23 protein-coding genes are annotated in these 16,032 nt (G+C 34.9%); 19 read left to right on the plus strand and 4 right to left on the minus strand.

The features are described from left to right. Positions 1-74 precede the first annotated feature (74 nt). The 6 genes from JX304_RS10610 to groL all read left to right on the plus strand — a co-directional run bounded on the left by JX304_RS10610 (position 75) and on the right by groL (position 4,249). Positions 75-365, plus strand: coding sequence for a DUF4651 domain-containing protein (locus JX304_RS10610; protein WP_205012499.1), 291 nt, complete (start codon positions 75-77; stop codon positions 363-365). After that, the gene (locus JX304_RS10615; protein WP_205012500.1) at positions 362-679 is read left to right on the plus strand and encodes a thioredoxin family protein; all 318 of its coding nucleotides are present in this window, start codon (positions 362-364) and stop codon (positions 677-679) included. The genes JX304_RS10610 and JX304_RS10615 overlap by 4 nt, the downstream gene beginning before the upstream one ends. Before the next feature lie 9 nt (positions 680-688). Next, positions 689-1,315, plus strand: coding sequence for a YtpR family tRNA-binding protein (gene ytpR, locus JX304_RS10620; RefSeq protein WP_205012501.1), 627 nt, complete (start codon positions 689-691; stop codon positions 1,313-1,315). A gap of 99 nt (positions 1,316-1,414) precedes the next feature. After that, complete coding sequence (locus tag JX304_RS10625; RefSeq protein WP_205012516.1) at positions 1,415-1,810, plus strand: single-stranded DNA-binding protein; 396 nt, start codon at positions 1,415-1,417, stop codon at positions 1,808-1,810. Between the two features lie 510 nt (positions 1,811-2,320). Next, a complete protein-coding gene (gene groES, locus JX304_RS10630) occupies positions 2,321-2,602 on the plus strand; it encodes a co-chaperone GroES (protein ID WP_200772876.1) in 282 nt (93 codons plus the stop codon). Between the two features lie 21 nt (positions 2,603-2,623). Next, complete coding sequence (gene groL / locus JX304_RS10635; RefSeq protein ID WP_205012502.1) at positions 2,624-4,249, plus strand: chaperonin GroEL; 1,626 nt, start codon at positions 2,624-2,626, stop codon at positions 4,247-4,249. Between the two features lie 1,146 nt (positions 4,250-5,395). Here the strand turns inward: groL and JX304_RS10640 are convergent. Then, positions 5,396-5,929 carry a hypothetical protein gene (locus JX304_RS10640; protein ID WP_205012503.1) on the minus strand — a complete coding sequence of 178 codons (534 nt, stop codon included), beginning with the start codon at positions 5,927-5,929 and terminating at the stop codon, positions 5,396-5,398. A 318-nt stretch (positions 5,930-6,247) separates the two neighbouring features. Here JX304_RS10640 and JX304_RS10645 point away from each other — a divergent pair, with 318 nt between their 5' ends. The 8 genes from JX304_RS10645 (at position 6,248) to JX304_RS10675 (ending at position 11,255) form a co-directional block, all read left to right on the plus strand. Then, positions 6,248-6,997 (plus strand): MBL fold metallo-hydrolase, encoded by a 750-nt coding sequence (locus tag JX304_RS10645; RefSeq protein WP_205012504.1) that lies wholly within the window; start codon positions 6,248-6,250, stop codon positions 6,995-6,997. Positions 6,998-7,434: 437 nt separating this feature from the next. Continuing rightward, positions 7,435-7,653: a hypothetical protein gene (locus JX304_RS10650; RefSeq protein WP_205012505.1), complete on the plus strand. Its 219-nt coding sequence runs from the start codon at positions 7,435-7,437 to the stop codon at positions 7,651-7,653. Positions 7,654-7,865: 212 nt separating this feature from the next. Further along, positions 7,866-7,991, plus strand: a complete 126-nt coding sequence (locus tag JX304_RS10905; protein WP_275576593.1) for a hypothetical protein — start codon at positions 7,866-7,868, stop codon at positions 7,989-7,991. A 501-nt stretch (positions 7,992-8,492) separates the two neighbouring features. Then, on the plus strand, positions 8,493-9,056 hold the full coding sequence (locus JX304_RS10655; protein ID WP_205012506.1) for a hypothetical protein: 564 nt from the start codon (positions 8,493-8,495) through the stop codon (positions 9,054-9,056). A 24-nt stretch (positions 9,057-9,080) separates the two neighbouring features. Continuing rightward, entirely contained in the window at positions 9,081-9,488 is a 408-nt protein-coding gene (locus JX304_RS10660) for a hypothetical protein (protein WP_205012507.1), read from the plus strand. Next, positions 9,489-9,911, plus strand: coding sequence for a protein-export chaperone SecB (locus JX304_RS10665; protein ID WP_205012508.1), 423 nt, complete (start codon positions 9,489-9,491; stop codon positions 9,909-9,911). Between the two features lie 293 nt (positions 9,912-10,204). Then, entirely contained in the window at positions 10,205-10,654 is a 450-nt protein-coding gene (locus JX304_RS10670; protein ID WP_205012509.1) for a hypothetical protein, read from the plus strand. 238 nt (positions 10,655-10,892) lie between these two features. After that, entirely contained in the window at positions 10,893-11,255 is a 363-nt protein-coding gene (locus JX304_RS10675) for a hypothetical protein (RefSeq protein WP_205012510.1), read from the plus strand. A 387-nt stretch (positions 11,256-11,642) separates the two neighbouring features. Here the strand turns inward: JX304_RS10675 and JX304_RS10680 are convergent, their stop codons facing one another. Together JX304_RS10680 and JX304_RS10685 are read right to left on the minus strand one after the other, a co-directional pair. Next, positions 11,643-11,804, minus strand: coding sequence for a hypothetical protein (locus JX304_RS10680; RefSeq protein ID WP_173019420.1), 162 nt, complete (start codon positions 11,802-11,804; stop codon positions 11,643-11,645). A 338-nt stretch (positions 11,805-12,142) separates the two neighbouring features. Beyond that, complete coding sequence (locus JX304_RS10685) at positions 12,143-13,006, minus strand: helix-turn-helix domain-containing protein (protein WP_123159718.1); 864 nt, start codon at positions 13,004-13,006, stop codon at positions 12,143-12,145. Positions 13,007-13,196: 190 nt separating this feature from the next. Here JX304_RS10685 and JX304_RS10910 point away from each other — a divergent pair, with 190 nt between their 5' ends. The 5 genes from JX304_RS10910 (at position 13,197) to JX304_RS10705 (ending at position 15,910) form a co-directional block, all read left to right on the plus strand. Continuing rightward, the gene (locus JX304_RS10910) at positions 13,197-13,367 is read left to right on the plus strand and encodes a PhrA family quorum-sensing system peptide (protein WP_001227861.1); all 171 of its coding nucleotides are present in this window, start codon (positions 13,197-13,199) and stop codon (positions 13,365-13,367) included. 48 nt (positions 13,368-13,415) lie between these two features. Beyond that, positions 13,416-13,646 (plus strand): hypothetical protein, encoded by a 231-nt coding sequence (locus JX304_RS10690; protein ID WP_205012511.1) that lies wholly within the window; start codon positions 13,416-13,418, stop codon positions 13,644-13,646. Positions 13,647-13,961: 315 nt separating this feature from the next. Further along, positions 13,962-14,321 (plus strand): hypothetical protein, encoded by a 360-nt coding sequence (locus JX304_RS10695; RefSeq protein ID WP_049474687.1) that lies wholly within the window; start codon positions 13,962-13,964, stop codon positions 14,319-14,321. 147 nt (positions 14,322-14,468) lie between these two features. Next, on the plus strand, positions 14,469-15,467 hold the full coding sequence (locus JX304_RS10700) for an NAD-dependent epimerase/dehydratase family protein (protein ID WP_049474688.1): 999 nt from the start codon (positions 14,469-14,471) through the stop codon (positions 15,465-15,467). An 11-nt stretch (positions 15,468-15,478) separates the two neighbouring features. After that, a complete protein-coding gene (locus JX304_RS10705; protein ID WP_205012512.1) occupies positions 15,479-15,910 on the plus strand; it encodes an aminotransferase class I/II-fold pyridoxal phosphate-dependent enzyme in 432 nt (143 codons plus the stop codon). Between the two features lie 23 nt (positions 15,911-15,933). On the opposite strand, the gene JX304_RS10710 is transcribed toward JX304_RS10705, so the two are convergent. Then, a partial coding sequence (locus JX304_RS10710) for an IS3 family transposase (RefSeq protein WP_205012517.1) occupies positions 15,934-16,032 on the minus strand: 99 nt, incomplete at its 5' end.

Below are 16,032 nucleotides of genomic sequence, written 5' to 3' on the forward strand. Positions count from 1 at the left end.
TTCTGTTGGAGAGCCAGGAGGAAACCCTAGCTCGACCATTGTCCCCTTGCTGATTTTGTGTTACAATAGGCACTATGAAAGCAAAAAAAATTATTTTATCTAGTCTGGCTGTCGCGAGTGCCGGAGCTCTTGCGGCTGGTGTTTATAAAATTGCCAAAGATCAAAAGCGTCTTCGTACCCAAGAAGAGTTGGTTGCAGAAGTCCGGGAGCAGATGGAAGCTATGGGAGCGATTGCGACCCTGTATGTGGAACTCTATGAGTCTAGTGAAGAGCGTTTGGTAGGGGGCGTTATCTTTGAGGATGAGCGCCATTACCGCTTTGTCTACGAGGACGGTCTCTTGCATTATGAAGAGGAAAAACTATGATCACACCAAATTCTCTAGAAGAAATTGCTTCTTATATAGAGCAAGAAGGCAAGAAAGTCTTTGTCTTTTCAGCAGATTGGTGTGGGGATTGTCGCTATCTCCAACCTTTTTTGCCGGAAATTGAGGCGGAAAACCCTGAATTTACCTTTATCTTGGTGGACCGAGATGCTTATATGGATCTGGCGAAAGTCTGGAATGTGTACGGAATTCCGAGTCTGGTCGTACTGGAAAAAGACAAGGAAATCGGACGGTTTGTCAATCGGGATCGAAAAACCAAAGCGCAGATTACAGCATTCTTAGCAGGATTAAAATAGGAGAAAAACATGATTGTAACATACAACAAAGAACAAGTTGGCGATGTCTTGATGCTGACCTTGAAAAATAGTGGAGAAGCAAAGCTCGCTGTTGAAAGAAAAGGAAAGGTGGCTCGCGTTTACCGTGAGGACAAGCAAGAAACGGTTGCCTGGAATATCTTTGATGCCTCATCTTTCTTTGCCATCGAAGGAAATGGACAAGTCTTTTTGACGGATGAGCAAGTAGCTCGGTTGAACCAAGAGTTGGAAAGCGAAGGCTTTGCAGAACGCTTGGTCAATGACCGCGAACCGAAATTTGTGGTGGGAGAAATCCTTGAAATGGTGGCCCATCCAGATAGTGACCATTTGAATATCTGTCAAGTAGCAGTTGGGCCGGATAAGACGGTTCAGATCGTGGCAGGAGCTCCAAATGCGCGTGTCGGTCTCAAGACCATTGTCGCTCTTCCAGGTGCCATGATGCCAGATGGCAGCTTGATTTTTCCAGGTGCTCTTCGTGGTGAAAAAAGTGATGGCATGATGTGCAGTCCTCGCGAATTGCACTTGCCAAATGCTCCTCAAAAACGAGGCATTATTGAGTTAGATGACGCAGAAGTCGCAGGGACACCTTTTGATCCTGCCCGTCACTGGCACGGATAAAAATAAGAAGATTCTAGGATGTTTGTAGTCCTAGAATTTTTTTATGGGAGCACCTCCATTTTTGAAGATTTTTTCGAATAAATAGATAGGAGGTAAATGATGTATAATAAAGTTATTTTAATCGGTCGCCTAGTAGCGGCTCCAGAATTGCATAAAACCAGCACAGATAAATCGGTTGCTCGCGTGACCGTGGCGGTCAATCGCCGTTACAAGGATCAAAATGGAGAGCGGGAAACCGATTTTGTCAATGTCGTTGTCTGGGAGAAATTGGCTGAAACCATGGCTAGTTATGCCAGTAAAGGCAGCTTGATCTCTTTGGATGGAGAGATCCGTACCCGTCGCTATGAAAAAAATGGGGTTATGCAGTATGTGACAGAAGTCCTCTGTCAGAGCTTCCAGTTGCTTGAGAGCCGGGCTCAACGAGCGATGCGTGAAAATGGTGGGACAGGAGATCTTGCTGATATTATCTTAGAAGAGGAAGATTTACCTTTCTAGAAAGACAGAACCATCAGACTTTGTGGAGAGGTTGGGATAAAAGTCCTAGCCTCTCCATTGTCTTTGGATTGTCGAGCAAGACGCAGTGGTTGAGTGCTCAAAGCACTGCTTTGAGGTGGCGGATAGAACTTGCGAAGCAAGTATCCTAAGTCTTTGTTCGCTTTTTAAGCTTCAAAGATGCCCTATGTTGACGGAAACTATGTTTCCTTTATCTGCAACCTTCAACAGTCTCCCAGACTGTTGAAGCTGTGCGGAGGTGGGACGACGAAATCGAATTTTAACGAATGACCGATTTCTGTCCCACTCTCTCTTTTTTAGTCTTAGAGAAAGCTTGGTAAATCCCCAAAGATAGGGGAAATCGAATCGTTTTTTGCCCTTTTCGAACTTGAAGATTCTCTGCTTTATTTGAGGTGTTTTTTTCTTGACTATTTCTGACCAAGTGATACAATAGAAACATAGGTTAGCACTTGGGTGATTAGAGTGCTAAAATACAAGTATGGAGGAACGACAATGTTAAAACCATTAGGAGACCGCGTGGTCTTAAAAGTAGAAGAAAAAGAACAGACTGTTGGAGGTTTTGTTCTCGCTGGTGCGAGCAAGGCCGATACAAAAACAGCTGAAGTAGTAGCTGTTGGTGAAGGAGCTCGTACCTTTACGGGTGAGTTGATCGCACCAAGTGTAAAAGCAGGAGATCAGGTCTTGATAGAAAGCCATGCAGGCATTGAAGTCAAAGATGGGGATGAAACCTACACCATCGTTGGAACATCAAATATTCTTGCAATTGTAGAGTAAGAGAAGAAAGAGGTAAGAAAAATGGCAAAAGATATTCAATTTTCATCAGACGCACGTTCTGCCATGGTTCGTGGTGTCGATATTTTAGCAGATACAGTCAAAGTCACCTTAGGCCCTAAAGGACGCAATGTAGTCCTTGAAAAATCCTTTGGTTCACCATTGATCACAAATGACGGTGTGACCATCGCAAAAGAAATCGAATTGGAAGACCATTTTGAAAATATGGGTGCCAAATTGGTGTCAGAAGTGGCTTCTAAGACCAATGATATCGCAGGTGACGGTACAACAACCGCAACGGTCTTGACCCAAGCCATCGTCCGTGAAGGGATCAAAAACGTCACAGCAGGTGCCAACCCAATCGGCATCCGCCGTGGGATTGAGACTGCTGTTGCAACAGCAGTAGAAGCTTTGAAAAACAATGCGATCCCTGTATCCAGCAAAGAAGCGATTGCTCAAGTCGCTGCCGTGTCTTCACGTTCTGAAAAAGTCGGTGAATATATCTCCGAAGCCATGGAAAAAGTTGGCAAAGATGGGGTCATCACCATTGAAGAATCCCGTGGGATGGAAACAGAACTGGAAGTCGTAGAAGGTATGCAGTTTGACCGTGGTTACCTTTCTCAATATATGGTCACTGACAATGAAAAAATGGTGGCTGATCTTGAAAATCCATACATTTTGATTACGGACAAGAAAATTTCAAACATCCAAGAAATCTTGCCATTGTTGGAAAGTATTCTTCAAAGTAGCCGTCCACTCTTAATCATCGCAGATGATGTAGATGGCGAAGCTCTTCCAACGCTTGTCTTGAACAAGATTCGTGGTACCTTCAATGTTGTCGCTGTCAAGGCACCAGGCTTTGGAGATCGTCGCAAGGCGATGCTCGAAGATATTGCGATCCTTACAGGTGGTACAGTGATCACAGAAGACCTCGGCTTGGAATTGAAAGATGCTACGATCGAAGCCCTTGGTCAAGCAGCGAAAGTCACTGTTGACAAGGACAGCACGGTGATTGTTGAAGGGTCTGGTAACCCAGAAGCAATTGCCAACCGTGTCGCTGTCATCAAGTCTCAAATCGAAACCACTACATCTGAATTTGACCGCGAAAAATTACAAGAACGTTTGGCTAAATTGTCTGGCGGTGTTGCCGTGATCAAGGTCGGTGCTGCGACAGAAACAGAATTAAAAGAAATGAAACTTCGTATCGAAGATGCATTGAACGCTACTCGCGCAGCCGTCGAAGAAGGGATCGTTGCCGGAGGTGGTACAGCCCTTGTCAATGTCATCTCTGCAGTTGCAGCTCTTGAATTGGAAGGGGATGAAGCAACAGGACGCAATATCGTCCTTCGTGCTTTGGAAGAGCCAGTTCGCCAAATTGCTCACAATGCTGGTTACGAAGGATCTATTGTGATTGATCGCTTGAAAAATGCCGAAGTCGGAACAGGATTCAATGCTGCAACAGGTGAATGGGTGAATATGATTGATGCAGGAATCATCGATCCTGTCAAAGTGAGCCGTTCAGCCCTTCAAAACGCAGCTTCCGTTGCCAGCCTCATTTTGACAACCGAAGCAGTCGTAGCCAACAAACCAGAACCAGCTGCTCCGGCAGGACCAGCAATGGATCCAAGCATGATGGGTGGGATGATGTAAGACACTTAGCCTAAAGGGTGCCGAAGCACCTCATTAGGCTACGGCAAGTACTATGGTGCCTTGCCGAAGTGTCTTACTAAGAAAATAAAGAAGGCATTGTCGGCCTTCTTTATTTTCTGTCGTAACCGGTACACGATTGAGGCTTTGCCTCTAATCATTTGACGCCAACCGCTATCAGGCGGTTTGGCTAATCATCTTACTAGCTCAAAGGGAGGAAAGTAACGTTCCTCCCTTTTTCGCGTCGTAACTCCTTGGTTAATTTATCAGGTGTATTTATTGTTACGGCAAGCACCATGGTGCCTTGCTGAAGTGTCTTACTAAGAAAATAAGAGAGTGGGACAGAAATCGGTCATTCGTTAGAATTCGATTTCGTCGTCCCACCTCCGCACAGTTGAGTAGGGCTGTAAAAGCTGATGAAATCAGCGTAGTAGAGCCCACTCAACCACTGCGTCATGCTCGACAATCCAAAGACAATTGAGAGGCTAGGACTTTTGTCCCAGCCTCTATTTTCTGTCGTAACCTGTGTGCTTGATAGAGGCTATGCCTCTAATCATTTGACGCCATCCGCTATATTGCGGCCTGGTTAATCGTCTTACTAGCTCAAAGGGAGGAAACTATCGTTCCTCCCTTTTCACGTTGTAACTTGTTCTAGTTGCTTGCTTCTTTTTGTTATGGAATAATATTTTTATTTTAAATTTTGTAACAGAAATGATAAATACTAGTTAAAGAGGACTTGTGTAGATGCTTGAAAATAAAGCGTTTGTGGTATTTTTTGGTGAAGAAGTATTTGCCAACAAATTGCAATACAAATTAACTGATTTTGTAATAATTCTAGTGTATACTATTAAGAGTAGATCACAGGTCTACATTGTTGCAAGGGGAGAACTTCCCACATACATGTCTATTGACAATAAAACTTGATCGTAATATCGCTGTTAGTAAAATGAGAGTTTGAACGTAGTGTAGATTTTATCGACCTTTTTCATATTAAAAAATATTTTTCAAATTCCCCTTGCGCAAGCTCTTCCGGATTCCTCCGGGAGGGTTTTTTCTTTGCAATAAAATGGTTCTTCTGTACTCGTCCTTCAAGTACTTGGATAGTTCTTGCTATTCTAAAGCTCTAATGGAAGGCTTTTTTATTACATGCTAATAGAAGAAATCAATGCCGTAGTTTTCTTTTAGATAGGTCGCTAACTCGGCTTTTTCTTCCTCTCTAAATCGACAGAGGCTAAGGGCGAGACGCAATTTCAAGGTGCTTGTATTGATGATGATGTTTGACTTAGAAATATCTTCTAGCTGGGTGACTTCTCTGAGGTTAAAATCTAAATAGCAAGCCTTGCTGTTGACATGATCAGGGTCGCTGACGTCCACTTCAACATACGATGCTCGCAACAATTCTTCTTTGGGGATGAAGATTTCTTTTGAGAAGAAAAGCCCAGGATAGACATATATACCTTCAAAGGTGAATTCAAAGGAGACTCTGTGGTTAGTCAGTCTTTTGATGCCTGCAATTGTTGCATAGATTGCAGCGAAAAAGAGGACGGTTGGAATCACAGTGAGAAGATTCAGTTGAGAAAAGTCGATCAATCCATGTAAGAGAAGAAAGAAAATTTGAATGAATACACCTGATGCAAAGAGTAGATAGCCACCACCGACAAATTTTGAATAATAGATTTTCATAGAAAGCTCCTTGTATATAATAGAACTCGCCAACGCTTTTTCAAGTAGAAATAGCAGAGGTCGTACAGAGTTAAAATTCTAGCTATATTCATCATATCCTTTGGAGCGAAGTTCTGTCAACCTTTTAGCAAGCTGCGAGGCCGTAGCTTTCGTATGATTTAGTAGTTGGTTTGTGGTATACTAGTCTTGTTGTGAATTTGAACTTTTGATCAATGGTAGTAGCTGTTGTTTTCTTAATGTTGATTAAACTGATAATTACTTTTATTTCAACTTATAAATTGAACAAATATCGTTATATAAAAAAATAAAAGAGGTAGTATGTCTATTTCGTTTACTTATTGTGGAGTTGCATGTGGAGTCCTTTCTATTGATAATAAATTTTATATAGGAATTGATCCTGATTTATCTCCCAAAGGAACTTTAGTTCAGTTTAAAGGATTTGTGTCCGAGAAACAAACTAATGTCAATCATGATAAGTCTCTTCTTAATAAAGTTGATGTATGGCTAATAACTCATGGTCATCATGATCATTTAGATGATGTAGGAAGAGGTTATCTGAAAGGTAAGACTGTCGTTTCTCCCAATAAGAAAATCTTAGATGGAGTATCATGCTTAAATAATATTGTTTTAAAATGGGGAGAAGAAACGCAGTTTTCTGTCGGTGACTATCTTATTACTATCAAAGCCTTACCAGCCCATCATGCTAGTAATTACATTATGCAAAAAATAGTTGGTAAAGTTAATGGTTATCAAATATCAATTGCAAGTTCATCAGAAACTAAGGTGATTTATTTTACGGGTGATACTATTTTCTATTCAAATTTAACAAAAAGTGTTCCCAAAAATATAGATGCTATTTTTGCTAATTTAGGTGCAGTAAAATCTGATTCGTTTGGTGGACCATTTACAATGGATTTGAAAATGCTAAACCAAATGAATGATCTACTTCAACCTAAAAACATTTATCCAATTCATATTGAAGACTATAGTCATTACAATACGACCAATAAAGAGGTCGAAGCTGCAAAATATAAGGTTTTATCTATTGGAGAGATTATTGATATCTAATTGATTAGATGAATAAACGTATAGTAGAAAAGTTTTTGAATAAAATAAGCCAAAGTGGGTCTTAAAATAGAGATTACTCGTACCAATACTGATAAAGTTTGGGTAGTAGAGGTAGGATTTTTGTAGTTGTGTATTATGAAATTCGGATGAAGAAGAGAAAATTTGTATTCTATTCGTTACTAGTAGTTCTGTTATTATTTTTCAGTGGTTTTCACTACAATAAGTATCAGCGGATTCACAATACTTTTGATGAAATATACTATGAGGAAAGTGATGTCGGAAGTATTTGTCCGGCATTTTTTTATGAACAATAGGAAGGCTGAAATGATTCAAAAACAAATACAGGAAATGCTAGATCATCAGTCTATTATTAGAACATCTGATGTAGTAAAAAATGGTCAACTCATAAAGATTGCCAGGAGGATTTATATCACCGATTGGTCTCAGTAGATGAGTATGCCATTTTCCAACTCCAACATCAAAAAGTGATTTATTCTTATCTATCAGCATTGTATCTCCATGGGCTAATAGATGTTATCCCTAAATACAAAGAGGTGACGGTCTATACAGGTTATAATCCTCATCGATTTCCTAAGGAGGTAAAAAGGCATTTCATCCAGAAAGAATTGTATGAAGTCGGTGTGACAAAGATATAAACGTCCTTCGGAAATGAAGTGAAGGTATATGATTTGGAGAGAACAATTTGCGATCTCATTCGCGAGCGACAAAAGATAGATGTGGAAATATTTTCGACTTCTTTAAAGATATATATTCAATCTTCAGATAAAAATCTTCGAAAACTTTACCAGTATGCTCGAGCGTTTCATGTGCTCGAAAACGTTCAATCATTAATAGAGGTTTTATATTCATGATTAAAAATGTGGGGCAAATGATGGGGCCAATCAGTTATAGACAAGCAAAAAAGCCTTGGAACTCAAGGCTTTTTCCTGTTGATTTAGATGCCCCCTACATGAAATACTTCATTTTAGTGTAGAAGAAAATAGCAATAGATGCTTGAAATAGAGGAGTTCTTTTTAAAATCTTTCTTCGAATTGAAGTGATTTGAAATACAATTTGGTACAAATTTGGTACAAATAATCAAATCACAATTCTATCCTATATTTTTTCTAGAATTTAATAATATAATCATTGACTAAATTGATTTCTACGCTAGAATAAAGAAATGATGTAAAAGAATCTAGTACTATGTAGTACAGAAAAATTGACTTAAATTATTTGTTTAACTCTTAGAAGTTAGTATACATTAACATTTTCCTTTAGAACTAATCACAAAAAGAACTTGTTTCAGAATTTGTTAAGTTTAGTAAGTTTAAAAAATTAAAAAAATGCTATTATAATATTTTTTGTATTATTAAAAATAATTTAAAATCAACAAATAATACAAATTTTATGGTAGAATATAGTTAGCTTTATATAAAAAAACTATTGTTAATTTAAGTTTTCTTTGACAAAGTTTTTACGTTTGGAGGATGTTTTGGAGGCATACCATGGTACTAAAATTGAGAATAAAGAGAAAATTGTAAGTGAAAGCTTTATTATTAGTGATACACCAAATCGTATTCCAAATGATTTAGGAAATGGCATATATTTTTTCCTAGATAAAGGTAGTAATTATAAAAATCCAAAAGAAATGGCTGAATCATTTGTGAAAAATTATAGAAATTGTTCAAATGATGAACATATAATTTTTAAAGTTACAGTTTCTGATGAGGCCAAGTTGATAGATTATAATGATGCAGATAATGCAGCATTTTTTGAAAACTTTAGAAACAAAAGCTTAAATATTATACTGAAACACTACGATAGATTTGTATATCATTCCCAAATAAAGTCTTCATCTATTCCGGGTAGTTTAAAGAGAGCTAATTTAGATGGTATTGTTTTTGAGTTATTAAGAAATAAAGCGCATTATGATGGCGTAGTCAAAGATACCTATACCCCTCAAGATAAAAAGTATAATAAAAGTTCTTTTTCTAACGGTAGAGAGCTTTGTCTCTATAGCCTTGATAAAATTCTTGAGATTAAGGAAGCAACGTAACCTAAAAAGGAGAAATGTAAAATCATGTTTTTAAAATTAGACACACTGTTGAGTGAAGAAGATTATCATGTAACTGATGAGGAAGTGATTCAGGCTTTTAAAAATTTAGGATATGTATTAAAGGAGGAAGATGCTAGAAAAAATTTAGATATCTTATGTGAATTTATTCATAGTAAAGAGACTGAAGATGGTTCATCAATATTTTCATTACCTAATTTTTCTGAGTCTTCTAGCTTAACCTTTAAACAAGATATTGAGACCTCGTCATTATATGAAGTTAATATCTATGATCTCTTTGAAAAATTTGCAAAATTTGAAGAGCCATATCAAAAGTTACAAGGAAATAATAAAGTTTATATAACAAATACTACAACTGAATCCACGGAAAGTAATTCAATTGTTAAGACTTTAAATGAAACGTTGGTCGCATAAATGAATACAAAAGAAAATATAAGTCAATTTCAGTTTTCTAGACCTAGATTGAAAGAAGCAATTTTTTTAGCCAATTCTGATGATAATACTGACGATATAGTGTTTTCATTTGAAACAAAAGTTCAAGAGCCGGAAAAAGATGAGGATGACAGTAAGTTATTTGCTAAAGTGATGTTTACTGTCTCAAACTTCGAAGACTTGTCACCTACATCTGATGTACCGTACTTTTTAAGAGTCTCTATGGAATCAACATTTTCATGGGATGAAATGCTAGATTTCTCAGTTGAAGATTTTTTAAAAGTTAATGCACCCTCACTTTTATTGTCATTTATTCGTCCTGTTGTTGCAGAATTAACAGGGTTATCCGAATACAAACAACAGTATTTACCGTTTATTGATTTTTCAGCAAATAAAAAAATATAATATCATCCCAATTGTAGTAATAAAAAAATCAATTTGATGATTATTAAGGCTCTATAATTTCACAGTGGTTTCACTCACCATAGAAATTATAGGGCCATTTTTCGTTAATTAACTATAGTTAATTAAGAGTGAATAATTTTTTGCTATAAATAATCTTATAATTAAAGAATGAATCGAGAAGTTTCCGAAAAAGAAGTCTTTTCCTGAAAGAGGTTGATTGTTCATTTTAGTATATACCGTATTTTACTTTATAAACACTTGTAGTCTGACTTTATTTATCGAAGGAGGAACAAATGAACGATTTTGAATACGGCTTACCTGTAGCTTGGCTAGTAGAATTTACTGAAGCTTTAAACGAAGCTTTAGATTTTAGAAAATTTGATGTAACTTTAGATAGTATAAATTTAAAACCAAGTCTAGAAAACAATAGACTAGTTGATAAAATTAAGGATGAGTTATCAAGCTTCCTTCCTTATGGACAATTGAAGAATAATAAGAGTCCAATCTATTTTGATTTAAACTATCCAGATGATTGCTTAGGTATAGTATCATTTAATAGCAGAAACTACATTGATGCAGACTTATTACATGAATATTTTGAAAAAATGGATTTGTTGAAGGAGGATGCGCCAAAAGAATATTACAGCGCTCTCATCAAGCAATGGATTAACGATGCAGAAATTATAGAAAACGAAGTTCAACAACTTCTTCGTCAAATAACAAAAAAACATTTTAATCAGTAACACTCTAGTATAAAAATTGGTTTCTTTTTTTCACAAAAGGAAATTAACTTTTAGAACTGAGAATAGCGTGACTTATTCTTTTCTCATGTTATAGCTTTTTATCATTTAATTTTATTATTTTTGAAAAAACGATTGCTGTTATAACAGACATTTTCAACATTTTCTATTATAATAGACATTTTTGTTGCAATTCTGTAATTTTATTTTGGCATACTATATTGAAAAAGGAGGTATATTTATGAGAAAAATTATTAGTGTTCTGTTTGTTTCGCTCCTAGCTATCACCCTTATTTCATGCTCCAATCAAAATAACCAAACTTTAGATGGAGAATATTATTGGATAAACGAAAATCGAAATGAACGAGTATTTATGATTTCTGGAAATAAGGGAACAATTGACAGTGGTGAAGCTGATACCTTTGTCATTGATAAAGAGAATGAAACCATTGAATTGATGGGATCACAAATCATAAATCGAAGCGAAAGCTATACATTTAATGATGGAGTATTTACTGTTGATATTAGTGGAATAAAACATGATTACTATTTAAAAGGTAGTGAGGCATATAAAAATGCTCTAAAACAATATGGATATAAATAACATTATTCACACCTATTTTACCGAATAGGTGTTTTTTGTGCTGAATAGATTACTTCAAAAAACTTTTAAGCTTATTCTTAACCGAATAGCTTATATTTCATGTAAATTAGCTTAATCAAAGAAATTGGATTATATTTTATTATACAATGGATTCATGAATAATTTAAAAGAAGCAAATATTAGAAAAGCCATTTGGCATATTAGACGTCACCTAAACGAACTATTAAACTCACAGGATGAAAAATATAGGAAACATGAAATGTTTCACCTAAGATCTAGTATTGAATGTTTAGAACGTGTGATGAACAACGAAAAACCCTATCCACCTATGGATAGGGAAGAAGTGTTTTAAAAGTCATTGTATCTATTATATTATAAAATTTAGTATTAAAAAAGTATGTTTTTGAAATGATAAAAATAGATACGACCATCCCAGATAGGTTCTCTATCCCCTTTAGAAATTTCTCTGTTAATATGTTTAGATTTTTTTAGTGCCAGTTTTAAATAGTCAATAGCGTCTTCTTCGATTTGTTTAGATGATTTAGACATAATTAACCTCTTAATAAGTTGTTCTATACTAAGTATTATATCAATTTATGTGATAATTTTTCTAAATTATCCTTGCTATCCTAATATCATTCCTAAGAAAATCAAAGATTTATGACTAAATGGATAGATGATTACGAATATAAGGTTAGGAGATTAGAGAATTTTATCAATATACTTGATAATACAAGAAATCAAAATGTTACCAAATTAGAACGGGAAACAAAATCAGTATAGTTATTTGAGATACCATGAAAAAATTATAAGGCTGATAGTATTAATATCACTATCAGCCTTACAGGTTATTTAACGTTTCAGAAAAACTATAATGTCAAGATTAACTATACAGTATCTAATTCCTTCAAATAATTTTCTATCTTCATCAACATTAAAGGATTGTTATAAATCTTACATAACTCTCTTGCTTCTATATAATAATTTTTGACTTGTTCTTTGTCTAGAAATTTGGCTCCAGCATTTCCTACAAGAATAAGTAGGGGAGCCAGTTGGTAGCTTGTCTGTCTTTGTTTACAGAGTTCAATCGTCTCAAGAGCTTCTTGGATAGCTTCGTTATATTTTTCCTTTGACACTAGGTAGTGAGCGTAGTTGTAACGAACTCTGATGTAGCCAAATAAAAACTCTTGATGCTCAAAATTTTTTGTCTGATATAACTCCATTAAATGAGAGTAGTTTGCCTCATATTCTTGTTCACGACCCACTAAGGAATAGAAATTAGATAGAGTATTCAATACCTTTAAATAAATCAGAGTATTTGAGGAGACTTTTAATAATATATTTTCCAATGAAGAAATAGCCTCACACTTACTGTCATATTGATAGAAGTCAATAATAGCTTTAATCCATTCAAGGTAAGTTCGGTCTTCTAGTGTTAGAAAAGTACTTCGTTCAATCTCTATTCTATAAATATATTCCAAATCATCATAATTTCTGTCATCTAATAGTCGAGCAGATAATTGCTTGAAATTAGAGAGGTTAGATTTAATTTCAATTTGTTCATTAAAAAAATAATCTAATGGTACTTCAAGTCGTTGTGAGAGTTTGAACAAAAGGTCTGCGGAGGGAATGAAATACCCTCTCTCAATTTTACTAATCTGGCTTTGTTCACAAATTCCTTCTGCAAGAGTTTGTTGGGAGAGTCCTAGCTCTTTTCTTTTTAATCTGAATTTCTCTGCGAGTGTATTCATTAAAGATAATAAACCTTCCTATTTGCTTAATTTCATTATAAAATTTTTAGTTCAAAATAGCAAGTTAAAGGAATAAATAATTCTTTATGGTAATAAAAAAAAAAAAAGTTCAAAACGCAATAAAAATAATTGCCTAAATAATATATATGTATTAGAATAAAAACAAGGAAAAAGAAAGGGGTTTCATTGCATGAGAAAAAAACGTGGAATTAAAAAATTAGTTACATTTGCATTACTAGGTGTTTTTATGTTTAGTAATACAATTCCTTACCAACAGTTTATTCAGAAGAATAAACAATTGGAGATTCGAGTGCAATCACAAAAGGAGTCCAATGGTCTTGATGTTGGGAAGGCTGATTAGTTGATTAAATGATGAAAATACTAATTAACTATAAGGAGGGACTGTGTTATGGTAACTAAGTATTACAAGTATATTCCTTGGTTGGTCTTAGGGGCTATTGGATCTTATGAATCCGCAACTTATTTTGGACATAGTACATTTGATATACTGTATTTATCTATTGTTTTTATGATTGTTTACGTAGCTTTGTTTATTCTACACGAAAAATATCTAAAATATAAATATAAAGAAATATTTACACATATTATGAGCAATCCTGAAAAAGATCATCATCCCTAGTAAGATATAGCATAATAAAGTCCTAGCAACCAGATTGTACTGACTCCAAAAAAGTTAGGTAAATAGGCTATCCAAAGGATTTAGTTCTGTATTGCACATGACTGAGTCCTTTTCTATTATTTGTATAGAAGTGTATACATTTTTAATCTATAGTCGTAGAGATTTAGTAAAACTATAGCCAAATATAGATCTTTTTCTAAAATTTGCTAATGTCTGTTATAATGGACATTATTTGAAATTTCTATTATAACAGACATTGATACAGCTTTGTAACATTATTTTGGTGTAGTAATATTATAAAAGGAGGCGAGAAACATGAGAAAATTTGTTAGCATATTATTGTTGTCATTATCAATAATTACGCTAATTGCTTGCACTAAAAATAAGCAACAATCTCTGGATGGCGAATACTATTGGATATCAAGTGAAAGAAATGAATTAGCATTTACTATAAAAGGGAATAGAGGTTCAATAAAACACGGAGAAGCTGATAGTTTTACAATTGATCAAGAAAGTAACACCTTCCTTTTATCAGGAGAAGGTAGAGCTGATTCAACAGTAAAATATAAAGTTAAGGATGACACCATTACAGTCGATATATCTGGAATAGAACATGAATATTACCAAAAAGGCAGTAAAGCATATAATAAAGCACTTCAACAATATAATAAGTAGAAATAGAGCGATGAAGTTTTGATTTCTTATTTATATTAGGTTATAAGAAAACACCCTGAAAGATAGTATGATTGATTAAATCTACTGATGTTGTTTTCGGAATAATTGTTATATTGACAAGACAATATGGAAAAAGGAGAATGATTCATGAGTAATATTTTGGTGACAGGCGGTTGTGGCTATATTGGTTCAAGATTAGTTGAAGAATTGCTAAATAATCAAGAAAATAAGGTTGTTGTTTTAGACAGCGGTATATTTGGTTTTGATTCACTATCTGAGTTTTTATATTCAGAACGTTTTAAATTAGTTAAGGGGGACATTCGAATCAAAGAGGACATTTTGAAATCCCTAAATCAAATTGATACAATTATTCATTTGGCAAGTCTAGTTGGAGAGCCTTCATGTGTTGTTGACAAAGATATCGCTTACGATATTAACGTTCGTGGAACAAGAAATCTAGTAGAATGTGCAGTCAAAAAGGGGGTGAAAAATTTTATTTTTGCCTCAAGCTGTAGTGTCTATGGTTTTGGTAAAGATAAGTTTGATGAACATAGTATTCCCAATCCTGTTGATTATTATGCAGAGCTAAAGCTACTTTCAGAGAAAGATTTATTAAATTATAAGGATAAGTTGAATATTATCATATTGCGATTTTGTACCGTTTTTGGTTTATCGAGGAGGATGCGATTTGACTTAGCTGTAAATGTAATGACTGCCTCTGCATTAAATAACGGAGTTATAAATGTTTACGGCGGTCAGCAAGAGAGACCATTTATTCATTGTGGAGATGTGGCCAGAGCTATCAATTTGCTTTTTGAAGAAAGATGTAAAAATAAATATACAGATAACGGTATAGAAGTATTTAATGTTGGTAATAATTCTGAAAATTATAATCTTACTGAAGTAGCTAGCATAATTTCAAAAGCTACTGGAAATACTAAAGTAAACTTAGATGGTTTAAAGGAAGATAATCGAAGCTATAGTGTTTCTTTTGATAAAATAGAGCAGTTGGGTTTTTCATCACTGAAGTCTATTGAAGTTGGAGTAGAAGAAATTGCAAATAGCATGAAATCAGGGTTAATTAATAATCCATTCTGCGATATATATAGCAACGTAAAAGTTGCTACTAAGGAATATTTGAATTAAGGAGTTAGAATATGAAACAATTAGCAATATTAGGTGGGAAACCAGCGTTTTCAAGTCAATTAAAATTTATAAAACCTATGTTTCCTACTTATTCAGAATCAAAATATGAGTCATACTTTAACGAAGTTTTTAAAACTGGGATGCTCTCAAAAGGGAGATTTTTAGAAAAGTATGAGTCTGAGGTGAGCAGTTATTTAGGAGCTCCCTATGTAACTGCTGTCTCTTCTGGGACTATAGGATTAATTTTAGCATTAGAAGCATTGGGAATAAAAAGTGGTGATGAAGTCCTTGTCCCTAGTTTTACATTTTGTGCAACTGTTCATGCAATTAAAAAGGTTGGAGCTATTCCTGTTTTTGTAGATTGCAACTCTGAAACATTTACAATCGAAACAAATAACATTGAAAAATATATCACTCCTAAAACAAAAGCAATTATGTACTGACCCCAAAAAGTTAGACAAATAATTTAAGTGAAGGATTTAGTTCTGTATTGCACAGGACTAAGTCCTTTTAATTTTACCTTAATTCGTTTGTTGTTGTAGTAATCAATATAGTCTACAATGGC

It is taken from the genome of Streptococcus parasanguinis (genome assembly GCF_901875555.1).
GTDB classification, from domain to species: Bacteria; Bacillota; Bacilli; order Lactobacillales; family Streptococcaceae; genus Streptococcus; species Streptococcus parasanguinis_H.